General features: G+C 75.2%; 18 protein-coding genes. 9 read left to right on the forward strand and 9 right to left on the reverse strand.

Features of this window, described 5'->3' with window-relative positions; all coding sequences use genetic code 11:
* Positions 1-54 precede the first annotated feature (54 nt).
* The 4 genes from dhaM to ACT17Q_RS10370 all read right to left on the reverse strand — a co-directional run bounded on the left by dhaM (position 55) and on the right by ACT17Q_RS10370 (position 4,091).
* Complete coding sequence (gene dhaM / locus ACT17Q_RS10355; protein ID WP_444662281.1) at positions 55-819, reverse strand: dihydroxyacetone kinase phosphoryl donor subunit DhaM; 765 nt, start codon at positions 817-819, stop codon at positions 55-57.
* A complete protein-coding gene (gene dhaL, locus ACT17Q_RS10360) occupies positions 816-1,457 on the reverse strand; it encodes a dihydroxyacetone kinase subunit DhaL (RefSeq protein WP_268532117.1) in 642 nt (213 codons plus the stop codon). The genes dhaM and dhaL overlap by 4 nt, the downstream gene beginning before the upstream one ends.
* A 55-nt stretch (positions 1,458-1,512) precedes the next feature.
* The gene (dhaK, locus tag ACT17Q_RS10365) at positions 1,513-2,508 is read right to left on the reverse strand and encodes a dihydroxyacetone kinase subunit DhaK (RefSeq protein WP_094179713.1); all 996 of its coding nucleotides are present in this window, start codon (positions 2,506-2,508) and stop codon (positions 1,513-1,515) included.
* 188 nt (positions 2,509-2,696) lie between these two features.
* Positions 2,697-4,091 (reverse strand): bifunctional folylpolyglutamate synthase/dihydrofolate synthase, encoded by a 1,395-nt coding sequence (locus ACT17Q_RS10370; protein ID WP_444662284.1) that lies wholly within the window; start codon positions 4,089-4,091, stop codon positions 2,697-2,699.
* Positions 4,092-4,221: 130 nt separating this feature from the next.
* Here ACT17Q_RS10370 and ACT17Q_RS10375 point away from each other — a divergent pair, with 130 nt between their 5' ends.
* A complete protein-coding gene (locus ACT17Q_RS10375) occupies positions 4,222-5,313 on the forward strand; it encodes a hypothetical protein (protein ID WP_157732484.1) in 1,092 nt (363 codons plus the stop codon).
* Positions 5,314-5,361: 48 nt separating this feature from the next.
* Here ACT17Q_RS10375 and ileS read toward each other — a convergent pair whose 3' ends face one another.
* The gene (ileS, locus tag ACT17Q_RS10380) at positions 5,362-8,658 is read right to left on the reverse strand and encodes an isoleucine--tRNA ligase (RefSeq protein WP_444662286.1); all 3,297 of its coding nucleotides are present in this window, start codon (positions 8,656-8,658) and stop codon (positions 5,362-5,364) included.
* Between the two features lie 329 nt (positions 8,659-8,987).
* Between ileS and ACT17Q_RS10385 the strand changes: the two genes are divergently transcribed.
* Positions 8,988-9,725 carry an HAD hydrolase-like protein gene (locus tag ACT17Q_RS10385; protein ID WP_444665384.1) on the forward strand — a complete coding sequence of 246 codons (738 nt, stop codon included), beginning with the start codon at positions 8,988-8,990 and terminating at the stop codon, positions 9,723-9,725.
* 7 nt (positions 9,726-9,732) lie between these two features.
* On the opposite strand, the gene ACT17Q_RS10390 is transcribed toward ACT17Q_RS10385, so the two are convergent.
* Complete coding sequence (locus ACT17Q_RS10390) at positions 9,733-10,734, reverse strand: phosphotransferase enzyme family protein (RefSeq protein ID WP_444662288.1); 1,002 nt, start codon at positions 10,732-10,734, stop codon at positions 9,733-9,735.
* Positions 10,735-10,864: 130 nt separating this feature from the next.
* On the opposite strand from ACT17Q_RS10390, the gene ACT17Q_RS10395 reads away from it, so the two are divergent.
* Both ACT17Q_RS10395 and ACT17Q_RS10400 read left to right on the forward strand, forming a co-directional pair.
* Complete coding sequence (locus ACT17Q_RS10395) at positions 10,865-11,524, forward strand: HAD hydrolase-like protein (protein WP_444662290.1); 660 nt, start codon at positions 10,865-10,867, stop codon at positions 11,522-11,524.
* Positions 11,525-11,649: 125 nt separating this feature from the next.
* Positions 11,650-12,402 (forward strand): MerR family transcriptional regulator, encoded by a 753-nt coding sequence (locus ACT17Q_RS10400; RefSeq protein ID WP_444662292.1) that lies wholly within the window; start codon positions 11,650-11,652, stop codon positions 12,400-12,402.
* Positions 12,403-12,427: 25 nt separating this feature from the next.
* Here the strand turns inward: ACT17Q_RS10400 and ACT17Q_RS10405 are convergent, their stop codons facing one another.
* The 3 genes from ACT17Q_RS10405 to ACT17Q_RS10415 all read right to left on the reverse strand — a co-directional run bounded on the left by ACT17Q_RS10405 (position 12,428) and on the right by ACT17Q_RS10415 (position 17,014).
* Complete coding sequence (locus ACT17Q_RS10405; protein WP_444662294.1) at positions 12,428-14,272, reverse strand: ABC transporter ATP-binding protein; 1,845 nt, start codon at positions 14,270-14,272, stop codon at positions 12,428-12,430.
* Positions 14,269-16,170: an ABC transporter ATP-binding protein gene (locus tag ACT17Q_RS10410; protein ID WP_444662296.1), complete on the reverse strand. Its 1,902-nt coding sequence runs from the start codon at positions 16,168-16,170 to the stop codon at positions 14,269-14,271. The genes ACT17Q_RS10405 and ACT17Q_RS10410 overlap by 4 nt, the downstream gene beginning before the upstream one ends.
* An 88-nt stretch (positions 16,171-16,258) precedes the next feature.
* Positions 16,259-17,014: an SDR family oxidoreductase gene (locus tag ACT17Q_RS10415; RefSeq protein WP_444662298.1), complete on the reverse strand. Its 756-nt coding sequence runs from the start codon at positions 17,012-17,014 to the stop codon at positions 16,259-16,261.
* Positions 17,015-17,274: 260 nt separating this feature from the next.
* On the opposite strand from ACT17Q_RS10415, the gene ACT17Q_RS10420 reads away from it, so the two are divergent.
* The 5 genes from ACT17Q_RS10420 to ACT17Q_RS10440 all read left to right on the forward strand — a co-directional run bounded on the left by ACT17Q_RS10420 (position 17,275) and on the right by ACT17Q_RS10440 (position 22,492).
* Entirely contained in the window at positions 17,275-18,297 is a 1,023-nt protein-coding gene (locus ACT17Q_RS10420; protein ID WP_268532094.1) for a putative F420-0 ABC transporter substrate-binding protein, read from the forward strand.
* A 7-nt stretch (positions 18,298-18,304) separates the two neighbouring features.
* A complete protein-coding gene (locus ACT17Q_RS10425; RefSeq protein WP_371860745.1) occupies positions 18,305-19,381 on the forward strand; it encodes a putative F420-0 ABC transporter permease subunit in 1,077 nt (358 codons plus the stop codon).
* Positions 19,372-20,217, forward strand: a complete 846-nt coding sequence (locus ACT17Q_RS10430) for a putative F420-0 ABC transporter ATP-binding protein (RefSeq protein ID WP_444662301.1) — start codon at positions 19,372-19,374, stop codon at positions 20,215-20,217. Before ACT17Q_RS10425 ends, ACT17Q_RS10430 begins: the two co-directional genes overlap by 10 nt.
* Before the next feature lie 32 nt (positions 20,218-20,249).
* Positions 20,250-20,819 (forward strand): HhH-GPD-type base excision DNA repair protein, encoded by a 570-nt coding sequence (locus tag ACT17Q_RS10435; protein WP_444662303.1) that lies wholly within the window; start codon positions 20,250-20,252, stop codon positions 20,817-20,819.
* Between the two features lie 83 nt (positions 20,820-20,902).
* Positions 20,903-22,492 carry an HNH endonuclease gene (locus tag ACT17Q_RS10440; protein ID WP_444662305.1) on the forward strand — a complete coding sequence of 530 codons (1,590 nt, stop codon included), beginning with the start codon at positions 20,903-20,905 and terminating at the stop codon, positions 22,490-22,492.
* The last annotated feature ends 36 nt before the right edge of the window (positions 22,493-22,528 follow it).

Genomic DNA, 22,528 nt, shown 5'->3' on the forward strand with positions numbered 1-22,528 from the left:
TACATCGACTGCAACTTTGCACCCGATGTATTTCCTGCGACGTGCGTCACGCGGTCAGATCTCGCCGAACCCCGCGTCGATCGCCTCGGTGAGCGCCGCGACCGCGTCCTGCGCCTGCGGCCCGGTCGCCTCGACGTGCAGCTCGGCACCCTGCGTCGCACCGAGCTTCATGAGCTCCAGGACGCTCGCCGCGTTCACCCCGTTGACCGACACGGTCGCGTCGTAGCCCGCGAGCATCCGGGCGACCACCGCGGCGGGCCGCGCGTGCAGGCCGAGCGGGTTGAGCAACGTCCGCGTCGCGCGCACCACGCCGGGATCGACCTGCGGCGAGGCGTCGACGATCTCGGGCACGGGTCCTCCTGGGGTGTCGGGTGCGGCCCGCACGGGGCCGAAGATCGATCCGGCGTGCGCGACGGACGCGAGCACGCCGGCCAGGTCGGCGCCGCCGTGCGCCGTGACGGCCGCCGCGACGGCGCCCTCGACGAACGGGCCGTCGGCCACCCGCACGCGCGCCGCGAGGTCCGGGTCCGCGAGCTCGAGCACCGCCTCGGTGGTCAGCACCGCCGAGCCGAGGTCCGCGAGCACGACGACCGACCGACCGTCCTGCGCCGCGCGCACCAGCGCGGCCTCCACGCGCGCGAAGTCCGTGCCCAGGCCGCCGTCCTCGAGCCCACCCGCGGGCACGACGAGCACGCCCGGCGCCATCTGGCGCGCGAGCTCGGCGGCGCCCGCCGCGAGCGGCTCGGAGTGCGAGACCAGGACGAGGGCGACCGCCGCGGGCGTGCGCTCGTCGCCGGACCCGTCGGGCACCGTCGTCACGACGCACCACCCGCCGCCACGACCGCGGCCTCGAGCAGGAGCTGCGTCGAGCGTGCGCCGGGGTCGAGGTGTCCGGCCGAGCGCTCGCCCAGGTAGCTCGCGCGGCCCTTGGTCGCCACGAGCGGCACGGTGGACTGCGCGCCCGCGGCGGCGGCGCGCGCCGCGGCGGTGAGCACCGCGACCGGGTCGTCCCCCTCGGCGGCGGCCGCCGCGGCCGCCTCGGCAGCGGGCGACCAGGCGTCCACCATCGTCTTCTCCCCCGTCGTGGCCTTGCCGCGCGCGACCACGCCGTCGAGGGCGGCCTCGACGAGCGCGACCACGCCCGCCGCGTCGAGCGCGGCGACGCCGGCGGCCTTGGCGGCGCGCAGGTAGGCGGTCCCGTACAGCGGGCCCGCGGCGCCACCGACGGTCGACATGAGCGTGGTCGCCACGAGCTTGAGCACGTCCCCCACGGTGGCGGGCGGCTCGCCGAGCGCGTCGAGCTTGCCCACCACGGCCGTGAACCCGCGCTTCAGGTTCTCGCCGTGGTCACCGTCGCCGATCTGCCGGTCGAGCTCGACCAGCTCGTCACGATGCTCGACGACCGTCCGAGCGCTCTCGCGCGCCCAGTCCACGGCCCACGCCACGTCCAGCGCCATGCCACCTCCTCCGGGTCGGACCCTGCCCCGTGCCATCCTCGCGCATGTCGCGCGGTCACCAACGCAGGGCGGTGGTGTGCACCGGGGCGTCCCACAGGGTGGTGAGCTCGTCGTCGAGCCGCAGCACCGTGACCGACGCGCCCTGCATCTCCAGGGACGTCACGTAGTTCCCGACGAGGGAGCGCGTGACGTTCACGCCCCGCGCCTCGAGCAGCTCGCGCGCCTTGCGGTACACGATGTACAGCTCGGACGCGGGCGTGCCGCCCATGCCGTTGACGAGCAGCAGGACGTCCTCGCCGGACGCGAGGCCGAGGTCGTCGGCGACCGGTGCGAGCAGCATCTGCGTGATCTCGTCCGCGCTCGCGAGCGGGATGCGCCGGCGGCCGGGCTCGCCGTGGATGCCGATGCCGATCTCGATCTCGTCCTCGGGCAGGTCGAACGACGGCTTGCCCGCGTGCGGGACCGTGCACGCCGTCAGGGCGACGCCCATCGAGCGCACGTTCGCGACGACCTTGCGCGCGACCGCCTCGACCGCGTCGAGGTCGTCGCCGCGCTCGGCCGCCGCGCCCGCGATCTTCTCGACGGCGACCGTGCCCGCGACCCCGCGCCGGCCGGCCGTGTAGAGCGAGTCCTGCACCGCGACGTCGTCGTCGACGACGACCGTGCGCACCGCGACGTCCTCGGCCTCGGCGAGCTCGACGGCGGTCTCGAAGTTCAGCACGTCGCCCGTGTAGTTCTTCACGATCGCGAGCACGCCCGCGCCGCCGTCGGCGGCCTGGAGGGCCGGGAGGATCTGGTCGGGCGTCGGGCTCGTGAACACCGCCCCGGGAACCGCCGCGTCGAGCATCCCGACGCCCACGAAGCCCGCGTGCAGCGGCTCGTGCCCGCTGCCGCCGCCGCTGACGAGCCCGACCTTGCCGGGCACCGCGCCGCCGGCGCGCGTGACGTGATCCGGGTCGTGGTGGACCGCGACGACGTCCGCGTGCGCGGCGCCGAACCCGTCGAGCGTCTCGCTGACCACGTGTGCCGGGTCGTTGATGAGCTTCTTCACTCGCGCTCTCCTCCTGTCCTGGGCACCGCGTCAGGCACCCGTACCGGCCACGCCCCTGCTCGTCCCTCACCCTCGCGTCGCGCCCGCACCGCGGCAAGTGGCGGGCGTGCACGAGCCGTGCACGTTTGTGCAGCGACGTGCGGGCCGGCCTCCGGCCGACCTCCCGGGCGCCTGCGGCGGACGGCCCGTCAGTCGCGGCCGAGCAGGATGCGCGCCTCGGCCACGAGCAGGATCGACCCCGTCACGAGCACCGCGGCGCCGCGCTCGACCTCCGACTCGGCGCGCTCGACCGCGAGCGCCACCGCGTCGTCGAGGCGTTCGACCACGTGGACACGGTCCTCGCCGAACACGTCGACCGCGATCTCGGCGAGCTCGTCCGCGGGCATCGCGCGCGACGTGCCGGCCTGCGTGACGACCACCTCGGCGAGCTGAGGCTCGAGCACCGACAGGATCGCCTCGGGGTCCTTGTCTGCCATGACACCGACGACTCCGACCACCCGCTGGAACGCGAACGCCTCGTCGAGCGAGGAGACGAGCGCCAGGGCGCCCGCCGGGTTGTGCGCGCCGTCGACCAGCACCGTGGGGCTGGACCGGACCACCTCGAGGCGCCCGGGCGACGTCGCGTCCGCGAACGCGGCGCCGACGACGTCCCCGTCGAGCGCTCCCCCGCCGGTCAGCAGCGCCTCCGTCGCGACGAGCGCGAGCAGCGCGTTGTGCGCCTGGAACTCGCCGTGCAGCGGCAGGAACACGTCGGCGTACACCCCGCCCAGCCCGCGCAGCGTGAGCATCTGCCCGCCCACGGCGACCTGCCGCTCGACGACCGCGATGTCGACGCCCTCACGCACGACGCGCGCGCCCCGCTCCGCCGCCACCGCGAGCACGACGCCCTCGACCTGTTCGTCCTGCTCCGCGAGCACGAGGGTGGCGCCGTCCTTGACGATGCCCGCCTTGACCTCGGCGATCTCGACGAGGGTGTCGCCGAGCCACCGCTCGTGGTCCATCCCGACGGGAGTGACGACCGCGACCTCGCCGTCCGCGACGTTCGTCGCGTCCCACGAGCCGCCCATGCCGACCTCGACGACCGCGACGTCGACCGGGGCGTCCGCGAACGCCGCGAACGCCATGACCACGAACACCTCGAAGAACGACAGCTGCGGCTCCCCGCGCTCGGCCGAGCGCGCGTCGACCATCTCGACGTACGGGAGCACGTCGCGGTACGTCGCGACGAACGTCTCGTCGTCGATCGGCTCGCCGTCCACGGCGATGCGCTCGTTGACGCGCGTGAGGTGCGGGCTCGTGAACCGCCCGGTGCGCAGGCCGTGCTCGCGCAGCAGCCGCTCGACCATCCGGCTCGTCGACGTCTTGCCGTTGGTCCCCGTGAGGTGAACGACGCGGTAGGCGCGCTGCGGGTCGCCCAGCAGCTCGCACACCTCCTGCACGCGGCGGAACGACGGGTCGAGCTCGTGCTCGGGCGTGCGGCGCAGGATCTCGCGGTAGACCGCGTCGGCCTCCTCGCGCGCGGCGCGCGCCCGCTCGGCGGCGCGGCCGTCGGCCTCGCGACGAGCGCGGTCGGCGGGGCTCATCGGACCGTCCCGGGGACGTGGCGGACGACGAGGGCGGCGCGAGAGGTCATGCGGCCATTGTGCCGTGCGGCCCGCCCCCGTCGTCCGTCCGGCCGTTCCGGGCACGGCACGCAGCGGCTACGGTCGGCGGATGACCCTCGACCCCCGCGCGTCGGCCCACCGCGTGCGCCGCGCCCGCGCCGCCGCGCTCGTCGGCGCCACCGCGCTCGTCGTCGCCACCGCGCTCGTCGGCGCCGCGGGGCTCGCCGCGCCCGCGTCCGCCGCGACCCCCGGCACGTCCGGCGTGGTGAAGGTGGTCGGCACCGGCACGCCCGCGTCGTGCACGCCCGCCGCGCTCGCGTACGCCGTGAAGTCGGGCGGGACCGTGCGGTTCGACTGCGGGCCGAAGGACGTCACGATCGCCCTGGACCGCACGCTGTTCGTGTGCAACACCACGACGTGCCGGCACCCCTGGCAGGACCCGAAGGCGAAGGTCGTCCAGCAGCTCGTGCTCGACGGCGGCGGCAAGGTCACGCTGTCCGGGCAGGGCGCGCGCGGGATCCTGTACGCCAACACGTGCGAGGAGTCGTTCGGCTGGATCGACAGCCGCTGCGACACGCAGACCACGCCGTACGTGCTGGTCAAGGACATCACGTTCACGCGCGGCGACGCGAGCCGCACGCCCGCGGGAAAGGCGTCCGTGGGTGGCGGGGGTGGCGGCGGCGCGATCGCGATGCGCGGTGGGCGGCTCACCGTGCAGCGCGCGACGTTCCGCGACAACCGCTGCGTGCAGCAGCACCCCGACGCGGGTGGTGGCGCGATCCGCGTCGTCGGCCAGAAGGAGTCCGCGCGGGTCCTCGAGTCGACGTTCACGGACAACGCGTGCGCGAACGGCGGCGCCGTGTCGTCGCTGCAGGCCCCGCTCCTGATCCGCGACTCGACGTTCACGGGCAACACCGCGACCGGCTCGGGCGCGTCCAGCGGGCAGGGCGGCAACGGCGGCGCGGTGTACTTCGACGGCACGCGGCAGTCGGTGACGATCGAGCGCTCCACGATCCAGCGGAACGTCGCGCCCGAGGGCGGCCCCGGCGTGTTCTACGTGAGCAACGACCGCACGGGCACGCTCACGATCACCGACTCGACCGTCACCAAGAACACCGGCGCCCGGTTCTGGACGTACAAGTTCCGCAGCGTCTTCTACCTGGGCAAGGCGTTCGTCCGCTCGGGCTCGACGATCGACTGAGACGCGACGACGGCGCGGGCCTCGTGGGCACCGCGCCGTCGTCGGGTGTCAGACCTGGCGCTTCGCGACCGCGACGTCGAGCGCCGCCCCGGCCGTCACCGTCAGCTCGACCGCGAGCGTCTCGTCCGCCACGAAGTCGCGGTGCGCCTCGACGTCCGCGACGTGCTCCCCCGGGACCGTGAGCGACAGCGCGATCCGGTCCGCGACGTGCAGCCCGGCCGCCTTGCGGGCGTCCTGCACGGCACGCACCACGTCGCGCGCGTAGCCCTCGGCGCGCAGCGCGTCGTCGAGCGCGATGTCGAGCACGACGAACCCGCGCTCGGGCAGCACGGCGGCCGCGACCTCGTCGCCCTCCTCGTCCCGCACCGCGGCGACGAGCTTGTACTCCGTCTCGAGCAGCGGCACGTCCCCCTCGGGCGTCCGCACGACGACCCCGTCGGCCGTCTGCTCCCAGTCCCCCGCCTTCGCCGCGCGGATGACGCCTTGCACGGCCTTGCCGAGGCGCGGGCCGGCCGCGCGCGCGTTGACGTCGAGCCGCGTCCAGACACCGAACTCGGAGGCCGCCGCATCGTCGACCGAGTGCACGGCGACGCTCTTGACGTTCACCTCGGACGCGATGAGGTCGGTGAACGGCAGCGCGAGGCGCGGGAACGGGATCGCGACGCGCAGCTCGCGCAGCGGCTGACGCACGCGCAGGCCGCTCGCCTTGCGCAGCCCGAGCGTGGTCGACACGATCTCGCGCACCCGGTCCATGGCGGCGACGAGCTCCGCGTCCGTGAACTGCGCGCCGGTCGCGGCCGAGTCGTCCGTGACGGTCGACGCGCCGGGGCCCGGGTTCGTGACGATCGCGGCGGGCGTCGGCCAGTCGGTCAGGTGCACGCTGCGCCCACCCGTCAGGCCGCGCCAGATCTCCTCCGTGACCAGCGGCGCGAGCGGGGCCATGACGCGCGTGAGCGTCTCGAGCGCGGTGAACAGCGTGTCGAACGCCGCGACGTCCTCGTCCCAGAACCGCTGCCGCTGCGTGCGCACGTACCAGTTGGTCAGCACGTCGAGGTGCTGGCGCACCGCCTCGCACGCCCCCGGCGGGTCGTACGCGTCGAGCCGCTCGGTGACCGTCACGACGAGCTCGCGCGTGCGCGCCAGCAGGTCACGGTCCGCGGTGCTCAGCGACGCGGTGCTCTGCGCGTCGACGAGCCGCGCCGTCAGCCCGGCACCGCCGTTCGCGGCGCCCGCGTAAAGCGTGAAGAAGTAGTACGTGCTCCACAGCGGCAGCAGCACCTGGCGCACGCCGTCGCGGATGCCCTCCTCCGCGACGATGAGGTTCCCGCCGCGCAGGATCGTGCTCGACATGAGCGACCAGCGCACCGCGTCGGAGCCGTAGACGTCCCACATCTCGACCGGGTCCGGGAAGTTGCGCAGCGACTTCGACGCCTTGCGGCCGTCGTCGCCGAGCACGATCCCGTGGCACATGACGTTGCGGAACGACGGCCGGTCGAAGATCGCCGTGGCGAGCACGTGCAGCGTGTAGAACCAGCCGCGGGTCTGCCCGATGTACTCGACGATGAAGTCGCCCGGGTAGTGGTGCTCGAACCAGTCGCGGTTCTCGAACGGGTAGTGCACCTGCGCGAACGGCATCGAGCCCGAGTCGAACCACACGTCCAGCACGTCGGGGATGCGACGCATGGTCGAGGCGCCCGTCGGGTCGTCCGGGTTCGGGCGGGTCAGCTCGTCGATGTACGGGCGGTGCAGGTCGGGCTCACCCTGCTCGTTGGTCGGCACGCGGCCGAAGTCGCGCTCGAGCTCCGCGAGCGAGCCGTACGCGTCCACGCGCGGGTACGTCGGGTCGTCCGAGACCCACACCGGGATCGGCGTCCCCCAGTACCGGTTGCGGCTGATCGACCAGTCGCGCGCACCCGCGAGCCACTTGCCGAACTGGCCGTCCTTGATGTGCTCGGGGGTCCAGGAGATCTCCTGGTTGAGCTCGACCATCCGGTCACGGAAGTCCGTGACCCGCACGAACCACGACGAGACCGCCTTGTAGATCAGCGGGTTCCGGCAGCGCCAGCAGTGCGGGTAGGAGTGCTCGTACGTCTCGTGCCGCACGACGAGCGCGCGCTGCTGCTCCGCGACGCGCGCGAGGGGACCCGTGCCCGCCTTGAGGTCCGCGATGATCGGCTTGTTCGCGTCGAACACCTGCTGACCCGCGTAGTCGCCGACGAGCGCGGTGAACCGGCCGCCGTCGTCGACCGGCACGACCGCGGCGATGCCCGCCGCGTCGCACGCCGCCATGTCGTCCTCGCCGAACGCGGGCGCGAGGTGCACCAGGCCCGAGCCGTCCTCTGTCGTCACGAAGTCCGCGACCAGCACCTGGTGCGCGTTCTCGTGGCCGACGAAGTAGTCGAACGGCGGCGTGTAGCGCCGGCCGGCGAGGTCGCGGCCCAGGGTCGTGGCGACCACGGTGGCCTCGCCGAGCTCGCGCGCGTACGCGGCGAGGCGGGGCGCCGCGAGCAGCACGCGCTCGCCGGGGTGCGCCTGGCCGAACGGCGAGTCCGGCGCGGGCTCGACCGTCACGTACTCCACGTCCGGACCGACCGCGACCGCCAGGTTGCTCGGCAGCGTCCACGGCGTCGTCGTCCAGATCAGCGCGAGCTCACCGGTCTCGAGCCGCACGCCCACGGTGAGCGCCGGGTCCTGCCGGCTCGCGTACACGTCGTCGTCCATGCGCAGCTCGTGGTTCGACAGCGGCGTCTCGTCGACCCAGCAGTACGGCAGGACGCGGTAGCCCTCGTACGCCAGCCCCTTGTCGAACAGCTGCTTGAAGCCCCAGATCACGGACTCCATGAACGACACGTCGAGCGTCTTGTAGTCGTTGTCGAAGTCCACCCACCGGGCCTGCCGCGTCACGTACTCGCGCCACTCCTGGGTGTACTTCAGGACCGACTCACGGCACGCCGCGTTGAACACCGCGATGCCCATCTCCTCGATCTGGGCCTTGTCCTTGATGCCCAGGAGGCGCTGCGCCTCGAGCTCCGCGGGCAGCCCGTGCGTGTCCCAGCCGAACCGGCGCTCCACGCGGCGGCCCCGCATGGTCTGGTAGCGCGGCACGACGTCCTTCGCGTACCCCGTCAGCAGGTGCCCGTAGTGCGGCAGGCCGTTGGCGAACGGCGGACCGTCGTAGAAGACGAACTCGTTGCTGCCGTCCTCGCCCGCGTCCCGCTGGTCGATCGAGGCCTGGAACGTGCCGTCGGCCGCCCAGTGCGCGAGCACCTCGCGCTCGAGCGCGGGCAGGTCGGGCGAGGGCGCGACGGGCTCGTCGCGGTGCAACGGGTAGTGACGATCGGTCACCGGGGCGTCTCCTGTGGTCGGCACGTGCTGGTTCGGCAGGTGCGTGCGTCGCGTCGGCTGCGAGGACGATCGCCCGGACCGGCCGGACCACCGCGGTACCACCTCACTTGCCGGCTCGTCGTCCTCGCCGGCCTGAGCCCGGCGGCGACGGCGCGTCGACCACTCGTGACGGCTGTGACGGGCCTACCCGTCCGGTTCTAGTGAGGCCGCCGCGCGAGCGTGGCGACCCGTTCTTCCGGAGGCTCCCCGGTGATGGCCGGATCGGTGCCTGTCCGCCCAGGGTAGCCCAGGGCCGCACGCGTCCGTACGGCATAGTCCTGCGCGTGACCATGCACGTGACCACGCACGCGACCACGCACGCGACCCTGCCGACCACCCCGCCGACCACGACGCCGACCACGACCGACCCGTCGGCCGCGCCCGTGGTGCTGCTCGACCTCGACGGGACGCTCAGCGAGTCGGCGCCCGGCATCACCGCGAGCGTCGCCGCCGCGTACGGCTCGCTCGGGCTGCCGGTGCCCTCGGCGGCGGCGCTGCGCTCGTTCGTCGGACCGCCCCTGCAGGACAGCCTGCGCGCGCACGGCGTGCCCGAGGACCTGGTCCCGGCCGCGCTCGCCGCGTACCGCGCGCACTACGACGCGGGCGCGCTGCGCGAGACGCGCGCGTACCCGGGTGTCCTCGACGCGCTGCGAGCGCTGCGCGCGGCGGGCTGCACGCTCCTGGTGGCCACGTCCAAGCCGCAGGTCCGGGCGGACCCGGTGTGCGCGTACCTCGGGATCGACGCGCTGGTCGACGGTGTGTTCGGCGCCCCGCCGGACGACGTGCCGAGCAGCAAGGCGCTCGTCGTGGCCGCCGCGCTCGCGAGCGTGCCGGGCCACGGGCCCGCGGTCATGGTCGGGGACCGCAGCCACGACGTCGTCGGCGCGCACGCGAACGGGGTGCCGTGCCTCGGCGTCACCTGGGGCTACGCCGAGCCGGGCGAGCTCGCCGAGGCGGACGCGCTCGTCGACGAGACCGACGACCTGCCGCGCGCCGCGCTGGAGCTGCTCGCCCGCACACCGGCCTGACCCGCCGTCACTCGAGCGCGGCGGCGAGACCGCCGTCGGGCCCCAGGTGCGCACCGAGGTCCGCGAGCGCCGCGACGCGCCGCGCGCGGGGCGCGTCGCGGTCGAGCGCGGTCGCCGCGGTCGCCGTGAGGTCCTGCAGCGCGCGGACGCACCGCGCGTACGCGAGCCGGTCCTCGTCGATGTCCACGCGGCCGTAGCCCGTCAGGAACGCGGCCGACTGCTCGACCGTCACGCGCAGCCCCGGCAGCACTCCCCCGAGCACGAACATCAGGTCCTGCTCGGCGGGTGCCACGCACGCGTGCTCCCAGTCCAGCAGCGCGACGTCCCGCGGCCCCGTCGCGACCACGTGCCCCACGTGGGCGTCCGCGTGGCAGACGACGAGCGGGACGTCGCGGCCCTGGTCGCGCAGCCGGTGGCCCGTCCGCACCGCACGGGCGCGCACCGCGGCGATGCGCGGACCCGCCGCACGCCACGTCTCGGCGGCGGCCCGGGCGGCGGCGTCCCGCTCGCCCCGCAGCGTGCGCGCGACCTCGTCGTCGATCTCGGCGGTGCGCGCGAGCCGCTCCGTCGGGTCGAACGACTCGCGCGTCAGCCCGGGCACGCTCGTCGGCGCGAGCGCGTGCACCCGCGCGACGAGCCGACCGAACGCGGTCCACTGCGGCGGCGTCAGCGGCACGTCCCGGCCGGTCGGGCCGTCGAGCCACGGCGTGACGGACAGCCGCCCGCCGTCGTGGTCGGCCGCGGGCGCCCCGCGCCGGGTGAGCAGCGGCGGCGCGAACGTCGCCGGTGCCGGCAAGAGCTCCTGCGGGCGCTGCGGGAGCGTGCGCGCCAGCGCGAGCGCGACCTGCGCGGCCGCGCTCGTCGTCGACGTCCACCGCACGGCGTACCGGCTCGGCCCGACCGTCGCACGCCACAGCCGGGCGGTGGCGTGCGTGGTCACCGGTTCGAGGGTCTCGACCTCGAGCCCGAAGTCGTCACGCACGCGGTCGCGGACGGCGGTGGTCGTCACGTGCTGCACGCTAGGCAGCGGGTGTTGCGCCGAGGTTGCCGCCACGTGCCCATCGCGACACATCAGCCTCACGGCGGGCGGACGGGCCACGGCGGACAGGGCGCCCGCCGAGCGGTGGCAGGATCAGCGGGTGACTGCTGCCGTGCTGCTGGACCTCGACGGGACGCTCATCGACTCCGGTGACGGGGTGGTCGACTCCCTGCGTGCGGGGTTCCGCGGCGCCGGGCTGGTCCCGCCCGACGACGCGGTGCTGCGCTCGTTCATCGGCCCGCCCATCCACGACTCCGCGCGGCGCGTGGGCGTCCCGCCCGAGCTGCACGACGCGGTCGTCGCCGGTTACCAGCGCGCGTTCGCCGAGCGCGGGAACCACATGGCCCACGTGTTCGACGGGGTGCCGCAGGCGCTGGCCGGGCTGCGGGCCGCCGGGGCGCGGCTCGTCGTCGCGACCGCCAAGCCGCACACGTTCGCGGTCCCGGTCCTGGAGCGCCTGGGCCTGGCTCCCCTGCTGGACGGCGTGTTCGGCGCACCCGACGACGAGAGCGACACCAAGGGCCAGATCATCGCGCGGGCCGTGGCGTCGCTCGGGCCGGACGTGCGCGCCGTGATGGTGGGCGACCGCGAGCACGACGTCGAGGGCGCCCGGGAGAACGGGCTGCCCTGCGTCGGCGTGCTGTGGGGCTTCGGCGACCGCGCGGAGCTCGAGGGCGCGGGCGCGCGGGCCGTCGTGGACTCCCCGGCCGCGCTCGTCGCCGCGGCGCTCGGGCTCGTGGGGCTCAGGCCGACGGCGTGACGCGGTCGAGCGCCGGGCGAACCGCTCGGACGCACCTCGTCCTCCTCGCTTGATCTTGACGCGACGTCAACTCCTACCGTGGATCTCGTCCGCACGACAGCACGACGACCGCACGAGGAGGAGCGATGGAGGCGTCGATCCAGGAGGTCGCGCGCCTGACGGGCACGACGAGCCGCACGCTGCGGCACTACGACGCGGTCGGCCTGCTGCCGCCGAGCCGTGTCGCCGCAGGTGGCCATCGCTGGTACGACGACGCCGCGCTCGTCCGGCTGCAACGCATCCTGCTCCTGCGCGAGCTCGGCCTGGGGCTCACCGAGATCGGTCGGGTCCTGGACCGCGAGCAGGACGAGGTCGTCGCGCTGCGGCGTCACCTCGCCTGGCTGCGCGACGAGCAGCGCCGGCTGGAGCGGCTCGTCGCCTCGGTCGAGCGGACGATCACCGCACGAGAGGAAGGAGGGCCTGTGATGGCCGAGGAGATGTTCGACGGGTTCGACCACACGCAGTACAAGGACGAGGTCGAGCAGCGCTGGGGTGCCGACGCGTACGCGACCTCGGACGCGTGGTGGCGAGGGATGCCCGACGACGAGAAGAAGGGTTGGCAGGCGCGCACCGCGCGGCTCGCCGCCGACTGGGCCGCGGCCGCCGCCACGGGCACCGACCCCGCGTCCGACGAGGCGCAGGTGCTTGCCGCCCGCCACGTCGCGTGGCTCACGTCCATCCCCGGCACGCCGGGCCACGGCACCGGCGCCCCGGTCGAGTACGTGCTGGGCCTGGCCGAGCTCTACGTGGCCGACGAGCGGTTCGGCGCGACCTACGGCGGCCCGCAGGGCGCCGCGTTCGTGCGCGAGGCCCTGCACGCCTGGGCCGCGTCGCGCTGAACGCCCCGCCGCGCGCGCTCGGGTGCTACGGCGTGCGCAGCGTGGCCTGCCAGTCGTCGTACAGCTCGGCGAACCGGCCGCCCGCCGTCGCGAGGTCGGCCGGGGCGCCGTCCTCGACGACGCGCCCGCCGTCGACGACGAGCACCCGGTCCGAGCCCATGACGGTCGACAACCGGTGCGCGATCACCACGGCCGTGCGACCCGCGAGCAGCGTGCGCAGGCCGCGCTGCACGAGCGCCTCACCGGGGACGTCGAGCGAGCTGGTCGCCTCGTCGAGGATCAGCACGGCCGGGTCGGCCAGGAACGCGCGCGCGAACGCGACGAGCTGGCGCTGCCCCGCCGACAGCCGCCCGCCGCGCTTGTCGACGAGCGTGTCGTACCCGTCCGGGAGCGACGCCACGAGCTCGTGCACGCCGACGGCACGCGCCGCCGCCTCGACCTGAGCGCGCGACGCGCCCGGACGGCCGAGCGCGATGTTCGCGGCGACCGACCCGGAGAACAGGTACGCCTCCTGGGTCACCATGACGACCGCTCGGCGCAGGTCGCCGGGCGCGACGTCGCGCACGTCGACCCCGTCGAGCAGCACCGCTCCCGCCCGCACGTCGTAGAACCGCGCGAGCAGCTTCGCGACCGTGGACTTGCCCGCGCCCGTCTCGCCGACGAGCGCGAGCGACTGCCCCGCCGGCACGTGCAGGTCGAGCGCGGGCAGCACGCCCGGCCCGTCGCCGTAGCCGAACTCGACACCCCTGAACCGCACGTCGCCGCGCACCTCACGCAGCGCGACGGGGTGCTGCGGGTCGGGCACCGACGGCTCCTGCGCGAGGAGCGCCGAGAGCTTCTCGAGCGCCGCGGTCGCCGACTGGAACGAGTTGTAGAACATCCCGATCTGCTGCAGCGGCTGGAAGAACCTCCGCGCGTACAGCACCGCGGCCACCAGCACCCCCACGTCCAGCCCGTCGTCGAGCACACGCAGGCCGCCGACCAGCAGCACCCCCGCGACCGTGACGTTCCCGATCAGCGTCAGCCCCGTGTCGAACACGCCGTTGACGCGGATCGCGTCGGCCGTCGTGCGGCGGTAGACCTCGGCCTCCGCGCCGTACACGTGCCCGGCCGCCTCCTCACGACGGAACGCCTGCACCGCGCGGATGCCCGTCATGGTCTCCACGAACCGCACGATCACGCGCGCGGCGGCGGTCCGGTTGAGGCGGTACTGGCGCTGCGAGCGCAGCTGGAACCACCGCGTGAGCACCACGCCCGGGACCACCGCGACCAGCAGCACCAGGCCGCTGCGCCAGTCGAGCAGCGCGAGCGACGTCGCGGTGAGCACCATCGCGAGCCCGGACGACGCGAGCGTGGTGACACCGCCGTCGAGGAGCTCGCGCAGCGCGTCCGTGTCCGACGTCTGCCGGGAGATGATCCGGCCCGAGGTGTAGCGCTCGTGGAACTCCAGGCTCAGGCGCTGCGTGTGCCGGAACAGCCGGCCGCGCAGGTCCAGCAGCACCGCCTGGCTCACGCGCGCGGACGCGCGCACCACCTGCGCGGAGAGCAGGCCTCCCCCGACCGCGAGCACCAGGTACACGCCCGCTGCGACGACGAGCGGACGCGCGTCACCGTCGTCCGCGAGGGCAGGCAGCGCCGAGTCGATGCCGTAGGCGACGAGCGCGGGCCCGGCGACCGCCGCGAGCTGCGCGAGGACGACGAGCGCGACCGTCCACCACGCGGGTCGCGCGACCGGGCGCAGCAGCGAGCCGAGCAGCCCGAGCGAGCGGCGGCGGACGACGCGCGGGTCCTCGAGCGCCTCGTCGGACGCCGCGTCCGCGGGCGGCGGGCTCGCGGGCGCCCGGCCGGGCTGGGTCGTGGGTGTCGTCATCGCACGGTCTCGACCCACTCGTCGGAGGCCTCGTCGGCGGCCTCGTCGGCCGTGCGCTCCTCGTCCTCGCGCACGTCCGCGTCCTGCGCCCTGCGGTCCGCCGCGCGCGCCGCGTCGTCCACCGCGTCCTGGGCCGTGAGCACGTACCGGTAGTGCGCGTGCGTCGCGAGCAGCTCGGCGTGCGTGCCCACGCCCGTGATCCGGCCGTCCTCGAGCACGGCGACGCGGTCCGCGAGCGCGACCGTCGACGGACGGTGCGCGACGACGAGCGTCGTCGTGCCCGCGAGCACCTCCCGCAGGCGCGCGGTGACCTGCGCCTCCGTGCTCACGTCGAGCGCGGACAGCGGGTCGTCGAGCAGCAGCACGCGGGGGCGCACGGCGATCGCGCGAGCGAGCGCCACGCGCTGGCGCTGCCCGCCGGACAGGCTCAGGCCCTCCTCGCCGATGACCGTGGCGAGCCCGTCGGGCAGGTCGCGGGCGAAGCCCGCGCGCGCGACGTCGAGCGAGCCCTGCAGCAGGTCCTCCGCCTCCTCGGCGGGCAGGTCGGCGGGCGTGCCGAGCAGCACGTTCTCGCGCACCGACGCGGAGAACAGGATCGGGTCCTCGAACGCGACGGACACCGCCGCGCGCAGCTGGGCGCGGGTGAGGTCCCGCACGTCGACGCCGTCGACGCGCACCGCGCCGGCCGTCACGTCGTACAACCGTGGGACGAGCTGCAGCAGCGTCGTCTTGCCGCTGCCGGTCAGGCCGACCAGCGCGGTCGTCGTCCCGGGCTCGAGGCGCAGGTCGACGCCCGCGAGGACCTCCGCCACCGGCCCCGACCCGCGCGCCGGGTGCGCGAAGTGCACGCCGTCGAGCTCCACGAGCGAGCCGCCGGCCGGGCGGGGCGGCAGCGCGACCGGGGCCTGCGGGTCACGCACCGTCGGGACGGTGTCGACCACCTGCACGAACCGCTCGGTCGCGGCACGCGCGTCGAGCGTCATCGCGAGCAGGTTGCCGAGCCGCTCGACGGGCGCGTTGACGATCGCCGCGGTCGCGAAGAACGCGACGAGCGCACCGACCGACACGCGGCCCGCCGCGGCGAGCGGCACACCGACCTCGAGGGACACCGCGAGCACCGCCTCCGGGATCGCACCCAGTGCGAACGTCACGCGCGACTGCGTGCGCGCCTTGGCGACCTCGGTCGCGCGCAGCTCGTCGGCCTGCCGCACGAAGTCACCGAGCGCGTCCTCGCCGCGGCCGAACGCCTTGAGCACCCGGATGCCGTGCACCGACTCCTCGACCGTCGTCGCGAGGTCACCCGCCTGGTCGCGCGCGCGGCGCGCGACCACCTTGTAGTCCTGCCGGAACCGGAACCCGAGCCAGACGACCGGCACCGCACCCGCGAGGTAGACCAGGCCGAGCACGGGCGCCGTCGCGATCATGAGGCCGACGCCGACCACCACGGTCGTCGCGCTCACGCACAGCATGACGAGGCCGAACACCATCCAGCGGCGGATGACCGACAGGTCGCTCATCGAGCGCGACAGCAGCTGCCCGCCCGACCAGCGGTCGTGGAACTCGACCGGCAGGTCGAGCAGGTGGCGGAACAGGTCGCGCCGCATCGTGAGCTCGACGCCCGTGCCCGGTGTGAGGATCAGCGTCCGCCGGCACCACACCAGGAACGCCTCGAGCACGCCCAGCGCGAGCACCAGCCCGGCGGCCTCGACGACCGCCGTCCGCGACCCGTCCGTGAGCAGCGGCCCGTTGACCACCGAGCGCAGCACCTGCGGCACCGCGAGCGCGAGCAGGCTCGCACCGAGCGCCGTGAGCCCGCCCACGACGATGCGCGGGACCGCCGGCCGACCCCAGTGCACGAGGCGCAGGAGCACGCTGCGCGAGGGACGTCCGGGGGGCATCCCGTCACACTACGTCCGCCCGCCGACGAGCCCACCCGGGGGCGTCGTCGTCTCACGGGGCGGGCGTGCGCCCGCGGACCGGCTCCGGTCAGACGCCCGTGCGCGCCGTCGTCGTGTTGTTCGCCTGCGCGCGCGGCCGCACGACCAGCAGGTCGACGTTGACGTGCGCGGGCCGCGACAGCGACCACGCGATGGTGTCCGCGACGTCGTCGGCCTGAAGCGGCTGGTACCCCTCGTACACCGCCGCGGCACGCTCGGCGTCCCCGTCGAACCGCACGAGCGAGAACTCCTCGGTCGCGACCGCGCCCGGGGCGATCTCGATGACGCGGACCGGCTGGCCGACGATCTCCCACCGCAGCGTCTGGGCGAGCAGGTGCTCGGCGGACTTCGCACCGGTGTACCCCGCGCCGCCCGGGTACGCGCCGTGCGCCGCGGTCGACGTCACGACGACCACGTCACCCGCGCCGCGCTCCCGCAGCAGCGGCAGCAGACCCTGGGTGACCCGCAGCGTGCCGAGCACGTTGAGCTCGTACATCGCGCGCCACTGCGCGAGGTCGCCCGACTCGACCGGGTCGAGCCCGAACGCGCCGCCCGCGTTGTTGACCACGGCGTCGAGGCCCCCGGTCGCGCGCACGTGCTCGACGAGCGCCGCGACGTCGTCGTCCGAGGTCACGTCGGCCACGAACGTCTCGGCGCCCGTCGCGTCCGCGAGGGCCGCCAGCCGGTCCGCGCGGCGCGCGGTCGCGACGACGTCCCACCCCTGTGCGCGCAGGCGGCGGACGGTCGCCGCGCCGATGCCGGACGACGCGCCCGTGACGACGGCGCGGCGGGGGGTGCTGGTCATGCTGGCTCCTGGTGTCGGTATCGGTCCGCGGTCGGCGCTGCGAGCGGTCGGTCGCACGCTACGACGCGCGGGGCGCCCCGTGCACGCGACGTTTGCGTGCGCGGCCCGCTGGTCCTTAGGGTTTCGGCGGAACCCGGCCGGACGTTCGGCCAGGTCGCACCGCCCTCGACTGGGACGGTCCTCCACGGCGCGACGTGCGCCGGCACCCCTTGGCCCGCGCCCGACGGCGTGCGCGGCGTGTCGCCCACCGGAGGAGCCCCATGCCCACGCCCGCCCGTCCTCGTCGCCGGCTCACGAGCGCCGTCCTCGTCGCACCGCTGCTGCTCGCCGGGTGCGCCATCGCCTCGGACGGCGACCGCCCGGGCTCGGCGGCCGACGCGACGACCGCCGACGCGTCTCCCGCGTCGTCGTACCCCGTCACCGTCGACAACTGCGGCACCGAGGTGACGCTCGACACCGCTCCGCAGCGCATCGTGACGATCAAGTCGTCGACCACCGAGCTCGTCGCGGCGCTCGGGGCGGCCGACCGCCTCGTCGGGACCGCGTTCTCGGACGGCCCGCCGCCCGAGGACCTCGCGCCCGCCCTCGCCGACGTGCCCGTCCTGTCCGACAAGGTGCCCGGGCAGGAAGCGCTGCTCGCCGCCGAGCCGGACCTCGTCGTCGGCGGGTGGGAGTCGAACTTCTCCGCGGACGGCGTCGGGGAGCGCGACACGCTCACCGGCCACGGCATCGCCACGTACGTCGCACCGTCGGCGTGCAAGGAGCCCGGCTACCAGCCCGACCCGCTCACGTTCGACGACGTGTTCGCCGAGATCCGCGAGGCGGGCGCCCTGCTCGGCGAGCCCGAGGCCGCCGAGCAGGTGGTCGCCGCGCAGCAGGCCACGCTCGACGGCGTCGACCCGCTCGACGGCGCGAGCGTCGTGTGGTGGTCGTCCGGCACCGACACCCCGTTCGTCGGCGCGGGCATCGGCGCGCCCGCGATGCTGCTCGACGCCGCGGGGCTGACCAACGTGTTCGCCGACGTGCACGACACGTGGACGTCGGTCGGCTGGGAGCAGGTCGTCGCGGCCGACCCCGACGTGCTGGTGCTCGTCGACTCGACGTGGAACACCGCCGCTGACAAGAAGGCCGCGCTCGCCGCCAACCCGGCCACCGCCGCGCTGCAGGCCGTGCAGCAGGAGCGCTACGTCGTCGTGCCGTTCGCCGCGAGCGAGGCGGGCGTGCGCAACGCCGACACCGTCGCGTCGATCGTCGAGCAGGCGCGCGCCCTGGGCCTGGGCTGACCGCGGCGTGCGGCGCACGACGAGGACCGGGACGCCCGGCGCCGACCTGCGCGGTGACGAGCGGCGACCCCCGCGTCGGCCGCCGCTCGCGGCGCTCGTCGTCGGCGGCCTCCTCCTGCTCGTCCTGAGCCTGCTCGTCACGGTCACGATCGGGCCCGCCGCGCTCGGCGTCGGGCAGGTCGCGCGTGTCGTCGGCCACCACCTCGGGCTCGTCGGGGACGTCCCCGCGCTGCACGACGCGATCGTGTGGGACCTGCGCGCACCGCGCGTGCTCACCGCGGCCGCCGTCGGCGCGGGGCTCGCGACCGCCGGCGCCGTGATGCAGTCGCTCACGCGCAACCCGCTGGCCGACCCGTACCTGCTCGGGCTCTCGTCGGGCGCGTCGCTCGGGGCGGTCGCCGTGCTCGTCGTCGGCGTGTCGCTCCTGCTGCCCGTCGCCGCGTTCGCCGGTGCGGTCGCCGCGCTCGTCGCGACCCTGACGCTCGCGCGCACCGCCGGGTCCGTCACCCCCACGCGCGCCGTGCTCGCGGGGCTCGCCGTGTCCCAGCTCGCGGCCGCGGGCACGTCGTTCGTCATCTTCTGGACCGCGACCGGGGACTCCTACCGCGAGATCCTGTCCTGGCTCCTCGGGTCGCTCGCGGGCGCCACGTGGCCGTCGGTCGCCATCGCCGGCAGCGCGCTGCTCGTGGTCGGGTCCGTGCTGCTGGTCGTCGGCGGCCGGCTCGACGCGTTCGCGTTCGGCGACACCGCCGCCGCCGCGCTCGGCATCGACGTCGACCGCACGCGGTGGACGCTCATGACGCTCGTCGCGCTGCTCACCGGCGCGATGGTCGCCGTGAGCGGCGCCATCGGGTTCGTCGGGCTGATCCTGCCGCACGCCGTGTCCGTGCTCACCGGCCCCACGCACCGCCGCCTGCTGCCCGTCGCCGCGCTCACCGGCGCGACGTTCCTCGTCTGGGCCGACACGCTCGCCCGGACCGTCTTCGCGCCGCGCGAGCTGCCCGTGGGCATCGTCACCGCGATGGTCGGCGTTCCCGTGTTCGCCGTGCTGCTGCGGCGGGGACGGGGGACGGCGTGGAGCTGACGATCTCCGGGGTCGGTGTCCGGCTCGGCGGGCGGTGGGTGGTCGACGGGGTCGACGCGACTCCCCCGGCCGGTGCGCTCACCGGGCTGCTCGGGCCGAACGGCGCCGGCAAGACGACGCTGCTGCGGCTCGTGGCGGGCCTGCTGCCGCCCGATGCGGGAGCGGTCCTCGTCCCCGCTGCGCCCGGGTCGTCGGAGCGCACGTCGTCGGACCGCACGTCGTCCGACCGCTCGTCGTCGGACGGTGCTCCGGGGGCTCGCCGCACGCCCGTGCACACGCTCGACCGGCGCCTGCGCGCCCGGCGCGTCGCGCTGCTCGAGCAGGAGTCCAGCGCGACCGTCCCGCTCACGGTCCGGGAGGTCGTCGCGCTCGGCCGCATCCCCTACCGCTCGCTGTGGGGCACGGACCCCGACGACGACGCGGTGCTGCGTGCGCTGCGGGCCGCGAGCGCCGCACACCTGGTGGACCGCACGTGGTCCACGCTGTCCGGCGGCGAACGGCAGCGTGTGCACGTCGCGCGAGCGCTCGCGCAGGAGCCCGAGCTGCTGCTGCTCGACGAGCCGACCAACCACCTCGACGTGTCCGCGCAGCTCGCGCTGCTCGCGTTCGTCCGGGACCTGGGCGTCACGACCGTCGCCGCGCTGCACGACCTCAACCTCGCCGCGGCGTTCTGCGCGCACGTGCTGGTGCTCGCCGACGGACGCCTGGTCGCCGCGGGCCCGCCGGCCGACGTGCTCACGCCGCCGCTGCTGCGCGAGGTGTACGGCGTCGACGCGGACGTCCTGGTGCACCCGCGTACGGGCCGGCCCGTCATCGCACTCACCGGGCGCGCGTGACGCCCGGCGCCGGGCCGGGGACAATGGCCGCCATGGCGCTCTGGATGACCGGCGACGCGGCCGCGGACCAACTCCTCGACTCCGACCCGTTCGCGCTCCTGATCGGGATGCTCCTCGACCAGCAGTACCCGATGGAGGCCGCGTTCGCGGGTCCCGCGAAGATCCTCGACCGGCTCGGCACGCTGTCGCCCGAGGCGCTCGCGCACGCCGACCCCGACGAGTTCGCGGCCCTGTGTGCGACTCCCCCGGCGGTGCACCGCTACCCCGGCTCGATGGCCGGGCGCATCCAGGCCGTCGCGCGTGCGGTCGTCGAGGAGTACGACGGCGACGTGACCCGCATCTGGACGGACGGCGACCCCGACGGCGCGACGGTGCTCGAGCGGCTGCGTGCGCTGCCCGGGTTCGGCGAGCAGAAGGCCCGGATCTTCCTCGCGCTGCTCGGCAAGCAGCGCGGCGTGCAGCCCGCCGGCTGGCGGGAGGCGGCCGGCGCCTACGGCGAGGACGGGGCGCGGCGGTCGATCGCCGACGTGACCGACGCGGTCTCGCTCGGCCAGGTGCGGGAGACGAAGAAGGCCGCGAAGGCGGCTGCGAAGGCTCGCTGACGCCACGCAGGCTCGGTCCTCCGCGTCGTCCGGTCTGTGGACGACGGTGTCCGGCTCGTCCCGATGCGCGTAGCATCGAACACGTGTTCGAGAGCGGTGGTGTCGAGGCGGGCGGGTCCGCCGACCGCGCCGTCGTGCCCTCGAGCTGCCGTCCCGACGAGGACGGGGAGGCGCTCCTCGCGACGCTCGAGTCGGTGGTCGCGCTGCTCGCGGAGGCGAGCGTCCGGTCGCGCGGCGCAGCAGCCTGGGCCCCTGCGGTGCGGGCCCGGGTGCTGCGGGTGCTGGACCACGTGCCGGGTCTCGTCGCGACGCTGCGCTCCCCCGTGCTCGTCGCGCAGCGCGACTCCGCGGCGGCCGTCGGGGGCGAGCGGGCGTTCCTCGACACGCGCGCCCGGCTCACCGGAACGTCGCGGTTCCACGCGGCGCGTGAGGTCGGCACCGCGCAGGCGCTCGCCGAGCTCGACCAGGTGCGTGAGGCCGTCGGCCGCAACGTCATGCCCGTGGGCCACGCGGACGTGCTCGCGCGCACGATGCACGACGCGAGCGAGACCGTCGCCGCCGTGCTCCGCGAGGGAGCGACGCAGTCGCAGGTCGTGGAGCTCGCTCGGGGCACGGAGGTCCGGGAGTTCGCGCGCTCGCTCGCGGCCCTGGTGGCCTCGCACGACCACGACCGCCTCGAGGACGCCCGCTCCGCCGCGCGACGCGCGCGGTTCCTGCACGTGACCCACCACCCGGACGGCACCTTCCTCAAGGGGCGGCTCGACCCGGTGAGCGGCGAGATCCTCGCACGCGCCCTCGACGCGACCGGCCACCGCGAGGACGACGACCGCACCCACGAGCAGGCCCGCGCGGACGCCCTGGCCGCTCTCGCCCAGCACGCCCTGCGCTCCGACGTCCGCCCGGCGCCCGGCGGTGAGGAGCCCAGCCCGGGAGCCCACGGCGACGGACCCGGCCCGGACTCTCGCGGCGACGGGCGCGGTCCGACCACCCGCGACGGGGAGACGGTCCGCGGGACGGCGAGCGCCCCGGTGGCCCAGGTCAGCCTCCTCGTCCCGGCGGCGACCTGGGACGAGGTCCGGCGGCGGCTCGCGCACGGCGCAGGACCCGGCGGCCGGGCAACAGGTCTGGACGCGGGCCGCTCCGCCACCGGCACCGCACCGCCGCAGACGGTCCTCCCCGACGTCCCGGTGCCGGCGGCGACGACCGAGGACGGCACCGTCCTGAGCCGCTCCGAGCTCGCCGCGGCGTTGTGCGACTGCGCGATGACGCGCGTCGTGATGGACGAGCGAGGGCTGCCGCTGGACGTCGGTCGGACCCGCCGGATGTTCACCCCGGCCCAACGCACCGCGGTGGTCACGCGCGACCGGATGTGCGCGTGGAACGGGTGTGCCGTCGTGCCGCGGTTCTGCGAGGTCCACCACATCCGCTGGTGGCACCGCGACGGCGGGCGCTCCGACCTCGAGAACGCCGTGCTGCTGTGCAGCCACCATCACCACCACGTGCATGAGCAGGACCTGACCGTCGGCCGGCGAACGCACCCGCCCGGCGAGGGACCGGCGGGCGAGGTCGGCCCGTCCGCCGGCCCGGCCCCACCCGCCCGGTACGAGTTCCGTGACCGTTCCGGCGAGCCGGTCAACGCACCCGCGTCATGCGACGACCGGGCGCGGACGTGAGGCAGGGCCACCGGCCCGGTAGCGGACGTGACGCAG

Origin of the sequence: Cellulomonas sp. CW35, assembly GCF_052378485.1 — a bacterium.
GTDB lineage: Bacteria > Actinomycetota > Actinomycetes > Actinomycetales > Cellulomonadaceae > Cellulomonas > Cellulomonas uda.

What these genes read in the sequence shown, in the direction of transcription:
- dhaL (WP_268532117.1), bottom strand. Translation starts at nt 1,457, where the DNA reads ATGGCGCTGGACGTGGCGTGGGCCGTGGACTGGGCGCGCGAGAGCGCT.
- ACT17Q_RS10370 (WP_444662284.1), bottom strand. Translation starts at nt 4,091, where the DNA reads ATGAGCCCCGCCGACCGCGCTCGTCGCGAGGCCGACGGCCGCGCCGCC.
- ACT17Q_RS10375 (WP_157732484.1), top strand. Translation starts at nt 4,222, where the DNA reads ATGACCCTCGACCCCCGCGCGTCGGCCCACCGCGTGCGCCGCGCCCGC.
- ACT17Q_RS10385 (WP_444665384.1), top strand. Translation starts at nt 8,988, where the DNA reads ATGCACGTGACCACGCACGCGACCACGCACGCGACCCTGCCGACCACC.
- ACT17Q_RS10400 (WP_444662292.1), top strand. Translation starts at nt 11,650, where the DNA reads ATGGAGGCGTCGATCCAGGAGGTCGCGCGCCTGACGGGCACGACGAGC.
- ACT17Q_RS10405 (WP_444662294.1), bottom strand. Translation starts at nt 14,272, where the DNA reads ATGACGACACCCACGACCCAGCCCGGCCGGGCGCCCGCGAGCCCGCCG.
- ACT17Q_RS10410 (WP_444662296.1), bottom strand. Translation starts at nt 16,170, where the DNA reads ATGCCCCCCGGACGTCCCTCGCGCAGCGTGCTCCTGCGCCTCGTGCAC.
- ACT17Q_RS10415 (WP_444662298.1), bottom strand. Translation starts at nt 17,014, where the DNA reads ATGACCAGCACCCCCCGCCGCGCCGTCGTCACGGGCGCGTCGTCCGGC.
- ACT17Q_RS10420 (WP_268532094.1), top strand. Translation starts at nt 17,275, where the DNA reads ATGCCCACGCCCGCCCGTCCTCGTCGCCGGCTCACGAGCGCCGTCCTC.
- ACT17Q_RS10435 (WP_444662303.1), top strand. Translation starts at nt 20,250, where the DNA reads ATGGCGCTCTGGATGACCGGCGACGCGGCCGCGGACCAACTCCTCGAC.